Source organism: Klebsiella sp. K-3 (genome assembly GCF_051207495.1).
GTDB classification, from domain to species: Bacteria; Pseudomonadota; Gammaproteobacteria; order Enterobacterales; family Enterobacteriaceae; genus Klebsiella; species Klebsiella aerogenes.
The window spans coordinates 91,109-104,077 of the sequence record NZ_JBPNXF010000010.1; the positions used below are offsets into that span (position 1 = coordinate 91,109).

Below are 12,969 nucleotides of genomic sequence, written 5' to 3' on the forward strand. Positions count from 1 at the left end.
ACTCGGGCTGACTGATGTCAGCCCTTTTTTATTGTGAGGTTAACGTGGCAGTTTCGCTCTCCGCCGCCCGTTTGCGGCTATACCATCTACTCTTCGATCAAACTCGTCGCTCTGGCCGTCGTTTTGAAGGGCTTTGCGGTTTATTCGCCCTGTTAAGCGTGGTCATTATTTTTGTTGAGTCCGGACTCGGCTCGCAATATCACCTGTCGCTTGATGAGTGGCATGTTTTTGTTTGGCTGGAGTTGGGGGTTACCGCGGTCTTCACCGCAGAATATATTCTACGCGTTATAAGCTGGCCGAATCCGCTACGCTATATCTTCAGCTTCTGGGGATTTATCGATCTGGCGACCGTTTTACCGCTGTATGTGATGTGGTTATGGCCGGAAATGAGCCTCGAGTATGTCTTTGCCTGGCGGGCCATGCGGGTTATCCGGGCGCTACGTATTCTCAAACTGCTGCGCTTTATGCCGTCGCTGAATATTTTTTGGCGAGCTATCGTCAGCGCCCGTCATCAGCTCATTCTGTTTTACTCGTTTATTGCTATTGTGATGGTGATTTTCGGCTCGCTGATGTATTTAATTGAAGGGCCGCAATACGGGTTTACCACCTTAAATGCTTCGGTCTATTGGGCAATCGTCACCATTACTACCGTGGGATACGGCGACATTACGCCACATACTCCATTAGGGCGGATACTCGCCTCTGTACTTATTCTCATCGGTTATTCTATCATCGCCATCCCAACCGGGCTGATAACGACACATATGACTACGGCGTTGCAAAACCGACGCGCTCGCCGCGTTTGCCCAAACTGCAATAACGCCGAGCATGATAAAAATGCCCGTTTCTGCCACGCTTGCGGAACAGAATTACCGTAATAACGTATAAAACAAAAAGCCTGCCGATATTACTGTCGGCAGGCTTTTTTACAGGCGCATTAGCTTAATGCTTATTCGCGCCACAGAATATGGCACAGTTTGTGATCTTTTTCCCGGCACAGCAGAACGCGAGCGAAAATATCGTTGATCTCGCCGCCATCGGTATCGGCAAGGCCAATAACGACTTCGGCGAAGAAATCTGGATTGAGGTCGTAATCGACATGCTCTTGCCAGTCTTCCGCCGGGTCAAACAGTTCTGCGCCGCCGCGCTCCTCAAACTGCAGGTTGAAAAGGATGATATCTGCCGGGTCGAGGTTATCCGCCGCCAGCTCAAGAAAGATATCGTAAGCCTGTTCGAGCGTTTCGTCTTCGGTCAGGCGATTGTTTAAATCCATATCCATGATTGCTACCCGTTAAGCATCTGATGGGCACGTTTTACAGCAACGGGCTGAAGAAGTAAAACAGTCGCTCTGCGATCCGCTGCCATAGCGGGCGTTTGGCCCACAATTTTGCATCCAGCAGGCGTGAACGGGAGATGTAATCGTCCTGCACCGCCGCCAGGTCGCCGCCGAAGCCCGCGTCGTCGATCGCCAGCGTGATCTCGAAATTAAGCCACAGGCTGCGCATATCGAGATTAACGGTACCGACCAGGCTCAATTCGCCATCCACCAGCACGCTTTTGGTATGTAGCAGGCCGCCTTCGAATTGGTAAATTTTCACGCCAGCGGCAAGCAGTTCAGTGAAGAAGGCGCGGCTGGCCCAGCCTACCAGCAGGGAGTCGTTTTTGCGCGGCATAATAATACTGACCTCGACGCCGCGCTGGGCTGCGGTACAGATGGCGTGCAGCAGGTCATCGCTGGGGACGAAGTAGGGGGTGGTCATAATCAGGTGTTCTTTCGCCGCATAGGCTGCGGTTAACAACGCTTGATGAATCAAATCTTCCGGGAAGCCGGGACCGGATGCAATGGTATGAATGGTATGCCCGTTAGCCTCTTCAAACGGCATGATGTTGACGTCCGGCGGCGGAGGCAAAATTCGCTTGCCGGTTTCAATTTCCCAGTCGCAGGAGTAGACGATCCCCATCGCCGTGGCCACCGGGCCTTCCATTCGCGCCATCAGATCGACCCACTGACCGACGCCGGAATCCTGTTTGAAGTAGCGCGGATCGACCATATTCATGCTGCCGGTGTAGGCGATATAGTTGTCAATCATCACCATTTTACGGTGCTGACGCAGATCCATACGACGTAAGAATACACGCATCAGGTTAACTTTAAGCGCTTCAACCACCTCGATACCGGCGTTACGCATCATGGCCGCCCACGGGCTGCGGAAAAAGGCGACGCTACCGGCTGAATCGAGCATTAGTCGACAATGCACGCCGCGACGCGCGGCGGCCATCAGCGATTCCGCCACCTGGTCGGCCATCCCGCCGGGCTGCCAGATGTAGAACACCATTTCGATGTTATGCCGCGCCAGCTGGATGTCTCGAATCAGCGCCTGCATCACATCATCAGATTCGGTCAGCAGCTGTAGCTGGTTACCTTTTACGCCAGCGATCCCCTGGCGACGTTCACAGAGTTTGAACAGTGATTCGGCAACCGGGCTATTTTCTTCAGCAAAGATATGTTTGCAGCTTTTCAGGTCCGTTAGCCATTTGGCGGTGGAGGGCCACATGGCGCGAGCTCGCTCGGCTCGACGCTTACCAAGATGCAGTTCGCCGAAGGAGAGGTAAGCGATAATTCCCACCAGCGGCAGGATATAAATAATCAGTAACCATGCCATGGCGGAAGGTACCGCGCGGCGTTTCATTAGAATGCGTAATGTAACACCGGCAATCAACAGCCAGTACCCCAGAATGACCAGCCAGTTTACGACCGTGTAAAAGGTTGTCATAGATGAAAAATCCTTTTGAATAGCCTGATGCCATGAGTTTACGCATCATCATCCATCTGGCAAATAAAAACGCAGCGAAAGCGATGGTCAGACAGATTCATCGGTTTATAATGAGGGCTGTTTTTCACTCGTAGAGTAGTAGCAATGAAGCGTAGTAGAACGGAAGTAGGGCGCTGGCGCATGCTTAGACAAGTAAGTCGCCGTAAATCGCGCTGGCTGGAAGCCCAATCTCGCCGCAACATGCGGATTCTTTCAATCAGGAAGTGCCTGGTCAAACGGCAACGTCATGCTTTGCTGTTCACCTTCTCTGAATTCTAAGCGTTAAAACGAAAGGCACCGCTTGCGGTGCCTTTGTGTTTTAAGTTATTGATTAAAATACTTTTTTGTAAGGTTTCACCGAGACGTGCTGATAGACGCCCGCGGCGATATAGGGGTCATCGTTGGCCCAGGACTGCGCCGCTTCCAGCGATTCAAATTCTGCGATAACCGTTGAGCCGCTAAATCCTGCCGCGCCAGGTTCATTGCTATCTACCGCGGGCATCGGGCCGGCGGTCAGTAAACGGCCTTCATCATGTAATAGTTGTAGGCGCGCCAGATGGGCAGGGCGCACCGCCTGGCGTTTTTCCAGAGAATCGGCGATATCTTCTGCGTAGATGACGTAAAGCACGGCAAGGCTCCTTAATCAAAAAATAGGCAAATCACGTGACGTGAAAGCGTTATGAGCAGCAATATAAGATGCGCACGCCTTTAGCATGCCACGGCACGCCGGTTTTTTTCCACAAAACGAGGCAAAATTTGATGCAGGATAACACGCCTTATTGAATATGATTGCTATTTGCATTTAAAATCAGGGCATCATTTTTCAACAGAAACGACTATGAGCGCAATGACCCTTGATTTACCTCGCCGCTTTCCGTGGCCAACGCTGCTGTCCGTGGCTATCCACGGTGCCGTTGTGGCGGGGTTGCTTTATACCTCGGTACATCAGGTTATTGAAAAGCCTTCGCCTTCACAGCCAATCGAAATAACAATGGTGGCGCCAGCGGATTTAGAGCCTCCGCAGGCGGCGCAGCCGGTCGTTGAACCCGTTGTTGAACCGGAGCCGGAACCGGAGCCTGAAGTGGTGCCTGAGCCGCCAAAAGAGGCGCCAGTGGTTATTCACAAACCGGAACCGAAGCCCAAACCTAAGCCGAAACCAAAGCCTAAACCAGAGAAAAAAGTCGAGCCGAAACGCGAGCTGAAACCCGCTGAGCCGCGCCCGGTCTCGCCGTTTGAGAACAGCAATACGGCGCCTGCGCGTACCGCGCCGAGTACCACGGCGGCAACGGCAAAACCGATGACTACCGCGCCGAGCGGTCCTAAAGCGTTGAAACGCGGCGACCCTTCTTACCCGCAACGTGCCCAGGCGCTGCGTATTGAAGGTGATGTGCGCGTGAAATTTGATGTTACTGCCGATGGTCGGGTGGAGAATATTCAGATACTCTCTGCGAAGCCGGCCAATATGTTTGAGCGTGATGTCAAAACAGCGATGCGCAAATGGCGCTACGAGGCAGGCAGGCCGGGCACTGGTTTGACGATGAACATCAAATTCCGCTTAAACGGCGTAAAAATGGATTAAACTTGCTGAAGAAAAAGGCCCCTTTGAGGGCCTTTTTTTACGCTTATTGCAGGGCTTCATCGAGCGCTTTTTGCGCGGTGACCAGGTGCTGGCCGCCGAACAGAATCGCCCGATTAAGTAAGGTATAAAGCTGGTAAATCGGTTGTCGTTCAAGGAAGCCAGCAGGCAGCGGCGAGACCGACTGGTAGCCGTCGTAAATCTGCGGCGGCTGTTCCGGATGCAGAGGCAGCATTGCCAGATCGCATTCGCGATCGCCCCAATAACATGCCGGATCGAAAATATACGGCCCATTGGGCCCTAGCGCGCAGTTACCGGACCACAAGTCGCCATGTAATAAAGAGGGCTGCGGCTGATGGTTGCTGAGCCGCTGCTGTACGGTGTCGACAATGCTGTCGATATCGCCGAAGTGCAGTCCTTTTTCCGCCGCTAACTCCAGCTGCCAGCCAATGCGTTGTTCAGCGAAAAACGTTGACCAGCGGCGCTGCCAGGCATTCGGCTGCGGGGTCGTCGACAGATCGTTGTCAAAATCAAGGCCAAATTGCGGCTGGTCGCTCCACTGATGTAAATGGGCAATTTGCTGACCGAGCAGAAACGCGTTATGCGCGTCCAGCGGTCGCGGCGGTAAATATTCCATCACCAGAAAGCTGTAATCCCGATCGCTGCCGACGGCAAAGACCTGCGGAACGCTGACGGTTTTACAGCGCGAGAGCAGCTCCAGCTGATCCGCCTCCGCGGTAAAAATGGGGAGCAGCTCGCGTTCATCGCATTTGACGAAATAGTCTTTCCCGCCAAAACGTAAATGCCAGGCGGCATGGATTTCCCCGCCGGGTAGCTCGTTGCGCAGTTCGATTTCAGCGCCGTCAGTGTGCTGCTCGCTTAACAAATTGCTAATAGCTTGCCACATGCTGTCTCTCCCCATGTTTTCCACCATATCATAAGGTTAGCGTATAACCTGGCCGTAAAGTTCGAGCTAACGCACAACTGGCACCTTCCACGATGGCGATCGCACTTATTGAGCTTTTAACCATTCGCTAAATGTGGTGATGGCTATCTCTGCTGGTCTGCCTAGAGCGGTTTCCGCAAGGCCTGCGCTTAAAGCCCGCACGTCGTCGGCGCTCTGCGCGCTCAGCAGGCCAAACGTGTTGGTGCCTAATTCATGCGTTTTTCCATCTTCGTCGTTGAGCGTCAGGACAAAACCTGCGCGGATGAAATGATTGCTGAGCTCATTTATCTCGGTCAGCGTCTGTTCCTGAAATTTAACGGTGATCACGTGCGCGGTAATATCGTTGCTCATTTTTCACTCTGTTGTTATGCATGGAATTTCTAGCATAGACCATGATAGCGAATTGACCCCCTTCACCGGAGCGAAGGGGGGCGAGACTAGCGGGCACACAGGTAATCGTAGATTTTTTGCGTATTGGCTAATGAACACAGGCGGGTGCCGTGGTTAATCGTGGCGGCGCTACCGGCGGCGACGCCAAAGCGGACCATATCTTCCAGCGAGGCGTGCTCGGCGAGACGCAAAGTCATCGCGCCGACCATACTGTCGCCGGCACCTACGGTGCTTTGGCTTTTCATCGGCGGCGGCACCACCTGTACGCTGCCGGAGGCATCAACTCCCAGCGCCCCCTGCGGGCCCAGCGAAACCACAACCCGGCGTACTTTTCCGGAGCGGATGAGCTCCAGCGCGGCATTGCGTACGTCGTCAGGCTGGCTGAGGTCGCGCTGTACCAGCGCGCTAAGCTCTTTCTGGTTCGGTTTGACCAGCTCAATGTTGCCGACGTCCAGCGCGGCGGCCAGCGCATCGCCGGAGCTGTCGATGATGCAACGTAGCCCGTGCTGCTGCGCGTTTTTTACCAGTTGAGTCAGATGCTCGACGCTGATACCGGGCGGCAGACTGCCGCTGATAACCAGCAGCGAACCGGGCTCAATCGCCAGCACTTTCTCTTCCAGGCGGCGGAACTCATCCTCGGTTAGCGCCGCGCCGGGCATGACAAAGCGATATTGTTCACCGCTGGCATCGACATGCACATGTAAGTTTTGCCGCGTCCAGTCGCGGGTTTCTATTGTTTCGACCGGGACCTGCTCGTCTGCCATCAGGGCGGTAAGATGCTCGCCGGTGGCGCCCCCAACCGGGAAAATCGCCGTCGCTTTACCCCCCAGAAAGGTAATGGCCCGGGCGACGTTGATCCCGCCGCCTCCAGGTTCGAATACCGGTGCGCTACAGCGTAATTTGCCTTCGGGATAAATTTGCGGCGTCAGCGTTGCGCTGTCGAGTGATGGGGCCAGCGTGAGCGTATAAATTTTGGTCATCCTGTTCCTCCTTAATACGAATAAAGCTGCTTTTTTAAGCATGGCACCGAAATGGAGTGAGGGGAAGCGGGGTGGGCGGCGGATTTGCAAAGATGTCTGTGTTTTTATCTTTATGAAATAAAGATTGTTTTGGGAACCGTCTTATTCAAAAAACGAAATAGCAATTGATTGCTAAGTTATTCGTGCCTTTTTATAATCAAGCGCCTTTCTTAGGACTCGCATTCAGCGCGCCTCGCGAAAGTTTCCGGGACCTGTCGGGTCTCCTTAAATGTTGTACGGACTCTAAATTCAATGAAGGGATCTCTGGTCCATTCATCATTTGTACTGTCCTGAAGATATGTATTTTAGAGAGTTATAATGAAGCTTTTGAAGACAGTACCCGCAGCGGCATTGCTGGCGGGGGGGCTTTTTGCGTCTGTAAACGCACTGGCCGATGATTCCGTTTTTACCGTCATGGATGACCCTTCCACTGCCAAAAAACCTTTCGAAGGTGCTGTGAATGCGGGTTATCTCGCTCAGTCCGGCAATACGAAAAGCTCATCAATGACCGCTGACTCCACGCTGACCTGGTACGGCGACACGACGGCCTGGTCACTGTGGGGCAATGCGAGCAACACGTCCTCTAACGATCAACGCTCTTCGGAAAAATATGCCGTGGGCGGTCGTAGTCGTTATAACCTGACCGATATGAACTACGTATTTGGTCAGGCCAGCTGGCTGACCGACCGCTACAACGGTTATCAACAGCGCGACGTACTGACCGCCGGTTATGGTCGCCAGATCCTTAACGGCCCGGTTCACAGCCTGCGTTTTGAATTTGGTCCGGGCGTGCGCTATGACGAATATACCGATGGCGATAACGAAACTCAGCCGCTGGGGTATGCGTCCGGAACCTGGGCGTGGCAGATGACCGACAACGCTAAATTTACACAAGGTGTTTCGGTATTCGGGGCTGAAGACACGACGCTGAATTCGGAAAGCGCATTAAACGTGGCCATCAACGCCCACTTTGCGCTACGCGTCGCCTATAACCTGACGTGGAACTCGCAGCCGCCGGCCTCGGCGCCTGAACATACCGACCGCCGCACCACCTTGTCGCTCGGTTATAAAATGTAATTTACAGGCCGGGCAACCGGCCTGATTCCTGTTATTTCCTGCCGGGTATGAATACTCACTATAACGGATGATTTTTTCATTCATTTTTTAGCGGTGGGGGGATTTATTTATGTATGCAGGTAATTTATCGATTAATTAACCGCGTGGTATGAGCGGGAATTGCCACGATAAATTGTCAGCGCCCCTTGCTATTTAAAAGAAGAATAACCATTTAGTTATTACGTCTTTAATCGCGCACTAATGATGTGTACACTAACCCTCGGTGTTATCAACGAGCGGCTGCAGGTGAGGGCGGTTCAATAGATAGATGGGCGTACTCATATTTTCGCAGAGTGAAGCGGGAGCTGAGCCACAACTCGTTGATAATTATGATTATATTGTTTTGTATGTGCTCTTTCGTGTAGGTCACTAACACTGTTTCATCCTGTTCACCTCTGTTTCGCCATCTCCCTTTAAACCCTCGCCATCATTGACTAATCCGCTTGCGGGTGTTTCACTCCGTTTTACTTTATTCCACTTTGTGCCACGGAAATTGTGTACACATCGATGTGCCCCCGAGCCCGTAGACAAATCTGCCCTATAGTTTGAGCATAGGAGGAGTCTATGGGCACACCACGTTTTACCCCTGAATTTAAGGAAGAGGTTGTCCGCCAAATCACCGAGCGGGGCTATTCCATCGCTGAAGTATCTGAACGACTCGGCGTTTCGGCGCACAGTCTTTATAAATGGCTCCGCGCTGTTAAGCCTGACAACAATGGGCAACAGACACAGGACTTACTGGATGCCAGAACAGAAATTCTCAGGCTGAAAGCGCAGCTTAAACGCACTGAGGAAGAACGGGATATTCTGAAAAAGGCGGCGCGGTACTTTGCAAGGGAGCCCGACTGAAGTACCGCTTTATCAACGATCACCTTGAAATCTGGTCGATCGTTACAATGTGTCGGGTTCTCAAGGTTGCCCGTGCCGGATTTTATGTCTGGCTCCATAACCCTGTATCTGCCTCATGAGGAAAAACAGGATACAGGCCATACATGGTTATAAAGTGCCACGCGGGACCCGGGGACGACCGTCATTGGTAGCGCCTAACCGCGTACAGCGTGAATTTACTGTAGTGAAGCCCAATCAGGTCTGGGTAACAGATATTACCAATATCCGCACCTGGCAGGGCTGGCTGTATCTGGCAGTGGTTATCGATCTCTTCGCCCGGGCTGGTCGATGAAACCAACACTATCGCGCGAGCTGGCACTGGATGCGTAGTTGATGGCTGTCTGGCGGCGTAAGCCTTCAGAAAACGTTATTGTGCACAGCGATCAGGGTAGCCAGTATGGCAGTGATGACTGGCAGCGGTTCTGCCGGGCCAACAATCTGGCGCCAAGCATGAGCCGTCGCGGAAACTGCTGGGATAATGCAGTGGCAGAATCGTTCTTCAGTTCACTCAAAAAAGAGCGCATCAGGAAGCGGATATATAAAACCCGGGACATGGCCCGGGCGGATATCTTCGATTACATTGAAGTGTTCTACAACCGTAACCGACGCCACAGCCATCTTGGTGGCGTCATCCCGGAGGCCTTCGAAAAGGCCTCGCCGTGAGGACAGAAACAGTCTACCGGAGCGTGGTCACTCCACCCTACTAGTTTTGGAATAAGATTTAACTGGAAAAACACCCCAAAACTGCTTATATCAGAAAAGCCTGTAGTAAAATATATGATGATGTAATAGTGGCTAACGCGTAGTAAAAGTTTTATTCATATGATGAAATTTTTTATGTGGAGATGAATGATGCCAGAAATTACTAGTGGTAATGTTATTCCTACGCCAGGTGAAATAAAATCTGATAACTTAAACACTGGATTGCATAGCAATGATGGTACATTAAGTATGCAAGGTGCGTTTACTTCTATTGCAGCGGGTGACAATAATTATGTGTCTCCTTTGATGTTTGGTGGTATAGGGAATAGTCCGAATACAGATAATACAAAGGCGGTTTTAGCGGCAGTTGACGCGGCTGTTAATCTCGGGCTTAGGCTCGATTTAACAGGGGGACCCTGGAGAATAATTGAAACTATAGATTTTACAAATGTAAAATCCATTATAACTGATTGGACTGGGCGTTTTTTACTTGATCCATCAAAATTCACATGTAAGCATTCCGCAAAATACGTAATTACATTTGGAAACCCTGATACTGTATTTTCAGATTCACGCTGTGTGAGTGCCTGTGTTATTGGGTTGTTTGCAGTGATAGCTGATGGGAGAGGGGTAGAATTAAATGGTGTCTTTATTAAAGGGCATTTGTTAACATTTGACTCCATCAGGATTACTAATTTCAATGGTTCGGGTTTATACGCCGGTGCAGTTTGGGATAGTACATTCGGGTCCATTTCTGTAGAGCTTTGTGGGAATGTTGCAAACTATGCTCTGTCTATTGCTCCTTTTGGTGATACCTCAAATTGCCTGCACATAGGGCGCATTCAGTGTGAGCAGGCTTATCATAAACAGATTTATCTAAACGTTATTCGTTCAGAGATTCATACTGTACATGCTGAGAGAATGTACATATTGACAACAGATGACGGCACAACTGGATTGCCTTCCAGGTTAAATTATGAGAATAGCTATTTTTTATTAAGTAACTCAGCTGTTTATCAGTGTATCATAGACGCAACATCATCTTCGGATATTGGTACGGTTACAGAAATACCATCCGTAAGGTTGAATCTTTATGCAAGTAAAATTGCTGCCTTTAGTTTGGTTAATTGTGTAGTGTCATCGATGTATGGTAATCATTCGACCGTGGATAACAGTATTTTTTATAAATATTATAATTTGGCATATCCATATAAATATACGTCATGCCGATTTGTAAGTTCATCCTCGGACGGATTGCTAACACTAGGCGTTGGTAGTGTAGATAATTGCGAAATAGATACTTTCCTCCCTGCCTATGGAACGACATCTGTTCTGTTGATGAAAAGCATTATTAATAATGATTATAATAATACCAGGACAGGGGTAAGTGGGGTGCTATTCGATTCTTGTACCTTCAAAAAGGATGTGATGCAGACTGGTTCTACAGAGGCAAATCAACCAACTAAGCTTCGAGATTGTCTTGTATTGGGAAAACTGTCAGGATTTTACCAACAGAGGTTGATTGTCGAAGGTGGGTACATTCAGAGTGTGAGTTTAGCTAGTCGCGCTTACGTAACCTTGGACGGAGTGAAAGGTGGGAGTTTTAGCTACTCTGGCGATAAGGCTTTTGTTTCCAGAAACTGTCGTTTCAGTGGTGTTTTAGCGTGGGCTGTTCCGACTTTTGGAAATTATCCGGCAGGTGAAAGAACACAGCTACTGGGTGCAATATCCCCCGGGGATTGTGTCGAGTATATTAACATTCAAGATAATGGTGCTGTATTCAAACCATTGCTCTATGTTTAAGGTTAATTCTTTATGAAAATTATATGTCTTAAATCAGTCGATTTTTAATTTTATGAGATAACAACCATGACATTGATAACCCCACAGCAGTTTGGTGCTAAAGCTGATTATAATTTTTCTACCAAGCAAGGAACAGACGATACTCAGGCTTTCATTGATGCTATTTCGGCGGCCATTGCTGCTGGATATCAGGAGGTCTATGTTCCAGCTGGAAACTACCTGGTTACAAAAGAAATTAACCTAGGTGGTATCAACAGCTCCGCAAGGGAAGGTATTAGGTTGCGTGGAGCTAACTGGAGTAAGAGTCAATTGGTGTTTAAAGCATCAAATATAGATGATGTATGCATATCATTACGGGGTGCACCAGGTTCACATACATCAAAAGCAGTGTCTAACATTAATATAACGGCCCACGACGATAGTAAAAATAAAGGCATTGGTTTACTTTTAAATAACGTATGCTTTGCGCATATAGATGAGTTTATATTATCAAATCTTTTTGTCGGCATTAGACTAAGTAACTCAGGGGGCGTGGGGGGATTTACAGAATTCAATTATTTCAAAAATGGGCGATTGTTAAAAAATAATGTGAATATTCAGTTTTATCGTAATGGTGGTGATCCAAGTTTTCATGGGAACAACTTTGATAACATTCAGAATCAGGTCATGCCAAAAGGTGGCGTAGGTATACAAGTCAACGGGGTTTCTGGAAGTTGTTATTTGTATAATCAATATTGGCAAATGCAGTTTTTTGGCGGTGAGGAATGTACTGCGATTGATTTGATTAACTGCAATACGGACTACATTGGTGGGAAGTTTACTGCTGAGTTACCTCTTGTGTTGAGAGCTGATGCTAATAGTCGGTGGGATTTTCACGGTAATTTTAATTCTATAAGCCCAGTGTCATTTGATTGCCCGGCGGAATCTACCACCACTGGAGGGCGCTTTGTTTTTGCAAATATTACATCTTTGCAAAATACACCGATGACTAATGCTGCAAATAGATTGCCTGATAACTCTAGGTTTTTCCCATTTACAACTAACTTTGCGGATAAAAATAATAACGGAATTTTTCCGTCAATATTTAACATAAAGGCTTCAAATATTGAATCTTTAGGGTTTGCCACATATAATTTATCAGGTAATGCATTTTTCTTTGGGGGGGTTGCTTATAATAAAGGATTGACAGATTTCTCTCCTACATTTTGGTTTGAACATGATGGAACTAGGCTTACAACAGTTTCTGCAAGCTATAATCTGAATTTAAGCTCTTCAAAATCATCGGATGGTGATGGGTTTGTATTTACAGTCTCTTCTTTTAGACCAAAGAAAGATGCGTCCGTAGATATCGGGAGTGAAACTACACAGTTCAGGGATGGATATTTTTCTGGTAGGGTGGTTGTTGCTAATGAACCTGTTTCTACAATTAGTTCTGGTACGGTTTCTACCAGCGATTCCGGAGTGATTGGCCAAATGAAGATATCTCCGGATGCTAGTGAGTTATACATTTGTGTATCAGAAAATAAGTGGAAAAAAGTTACGCTAACTGATATTTGACTACTTAATTAAATTTGTTGTTTCAGATTTGAAAATATCCTGGATTGTAACTCGCTCTACATTCATTCTATCGCAGAGTACCTACTTGCTACTTGTTTCGCGGAGAATACGCTTTAGGCCAAAATTTCCGTGGCCTTTTCTCTTTTCCCCTCAATTCTG

Annotated in this window: 12 protein-coding genes and 1 pseudogene; 7 read left to right on the forward strand and 6 right to left on the reverse strand. The window is 48.9% G+C overall.

Annotation, left to right across the window (positions count from 1 at the left end; genetic code table 11):
• Nucleotides 1-14: 14 nt before the first annotated feature.
• Nucleotides 15-878, forward strand: a complete 864-nt coding sequence (locus tag ACSEMK_RS17585; RefSeq protein WP_430915277.1) for an ion transporter — start codon at nucleotides 15-17, stop codon at nucleotides 876-878.
• 71 nt (nucleotides 879-949) lie between these two features.
• On the opposite strand, the gene ACSEMK_RS17590 is transcribed toward ACSEMK_RS17585, so the two are convergent.
• Complete coding sequence (locus ACSEMK_RS17590) at nucleotides 950-1,279, reverse strand: HI1450 family dsDNA-mimic protein (RefSeq protein ID WP_015367064.1); 330 nt, start codon at nucleotides 1,277-1,279, stop codon at nucleotides 950-952.
• A gap of 34 nt (nucleotides 1,280-1,313) precedes the next feature.
• Nucleotides 1,314-2,774, reverse strand: coding sequence for a cardiolipin synthase (gene cls / locus ACSEMK_RS17595; protein WP_430915276.1), 1,461 nt, complete (start codon nucleotides 2,772-2,774; stop codon nucleotides 1,314-1,316).
• A gap of 144 nt (nucleotides 2,775-2,918) precedes the next feature.
• On the opposite strand from cls, the gene ACSEMK_RS17600 reads away from it, so the two are divergent.
• Nucleotides 2,919-3,092 carry a YciY family protein gene (locus ACSEMK_RS17600; protein WP_086538044.1) on the forward strand — a complete coding sequence of 58 codons (174 nt, stop codon included), beginning with the start codon at nucleotides 2,919-2,921 and terminating at the stop codon, nucleotides 3,090-3,092.
• Nucleotides 3,093-3,144: 52 nt separating this feature from the next.
• On the opposite strand, the gene ACSEMK_RS17605 is transcribed toward ACSEMK_RS17600, so the two are convergent.
• On the reverse strand, nucleotides 3,145-3,441 hold the full coding sequence (locus tag ACSEMK_RS17605) for a YciI family protein (protein ID WP_015367051.1): 297 nt from the start codon (nucleotides 3,439-3,441) through the stop codon (nucleotides 3,145-3,147).
• A gap of 210 nt (nucleotides 3,442-3,651) precedes the next feature.
• On the opposite strand from ACSEMK_RS17605, the gene tonB reads away from it, so the two are divergent.
• Nucleotides 3,652-4,392, forward strand: a complete 741-nt coding sequence (gene tonB / locus ACSEMK_RS17610; protein WP_430915275.1) for a TonB system transport protein TonB — start codon at nucleotides 3,652-3,654, stop codon at nucleotides 4,390-4,392.
• Nucleotides 4,393-4,435: 43 nt separating this feature from the next.
• Here tonB and ACSEMK_RS17615 read toward each other — a convergent pair whose 3' ends face one another.
• The 3 genes from ACSEMK_RS17615 to pfkB all read right to left on the reverse strand — a co-directional run bounded on the left by ACSEMK_RS17615 (nucleotide 4,436) and on the right by pfkB (nucleotide 6,705).
• Nucleotides 4,436-5,296: a fructosamine kinase family protein gene (locus ACSEMK_RS17615; protein WP_087857938.1), complete on the reverse strand. Its 861-nt coding sequence runs from the start codon at nucleotides 5,294-5,296 to the stop codon at nucleotides 4,436-4,438.
• 105 nt (nucleotides 5,297-5,401) lie between these two features.
• A complete protein-coding gene (gene ghoS, locus ACSEMK_RS17620) occupies nucleotides 5,402-5,686 on the reverse strand; it encodes a type V toxin-antitoxin system endoribonuclease antitoxin GhoS (RefSeq protein ID WP_087857937.1) in 285 nt (94 codons plus the stop codon).
• Nucleotides 5,687-5,772: 86 nt separating this feature from the next.
• Nucleotides 5,773-6,705: a 6-phosphofructokinase II gene (pfkB, locus tag ACSEMK_RS17625; protein ID WP_087857936.1), complete on the reverse strand. Its 933-nt coding sequence runs from the start codon at nucleotides 6,703-6,705 to the stop codon at nucleotides 5,773-5,775.
• 357 nt (nucleotides 6,706-7,062) lie between these two features.
• On the opposite strand from pfkB, the gene ACSEMK_RS17630 reads away from it, so the two are divergent.
• The 4 genes and pseudogenes from ACSEMK_RS17630 (at nucleotide 7,063) to ACSEMK_RS17645 (ending at nucleotide 12,810) form a co-directional block, all read left to right on the forward strand.
• On the forward strand, nucleotides 7,063-7,821 hold the full coding sequence (locus ACSEMK_RS17630) for a DUF481 domain-containing protein (RefSeq protein WP_015705111.1): 759 nt from the start codon (nucleotides 7,063-7,065) through the stop codon (nucleotides 7,819-7,821).
• Nucleotides 7,822-8,424: 603 nt separating this feature from the next.
• A pseudogene (locus tag ACSEMK_RS17635) lies at nucleotides 8,425-9,411 on the forward strand (IS3 family transposase).
• A 186-nt stretch (nucleotides 9,412-9,597) separates the two neighbouring features.
• Complete coding sequence (locus ACSEMK_RS17640; protein WP_430915274.1) at nucleotides 9,598-11,253, forward strand: hypothetical protein; 1,656 nt, start codon at nucleotides 9,598-9,600, stop codon at nucleotides 11,251-11,253.
• A gap of 66 nt (nucleotides 11,254-11,319) precedes the next feature.
• Complete coding sequence (locus ACSEMK_RS17645) at nucleotides 11,320-12,810, forward strand: hypothetical protein (protein WP_316424570.1); 1,491 nt, start codon at nucleotides 11,320-11,322, stop codon at nucleotides 12,808-12,810.
• Nucleotides 12,811-12,969 lie beyond the last annotated feature (159 nt).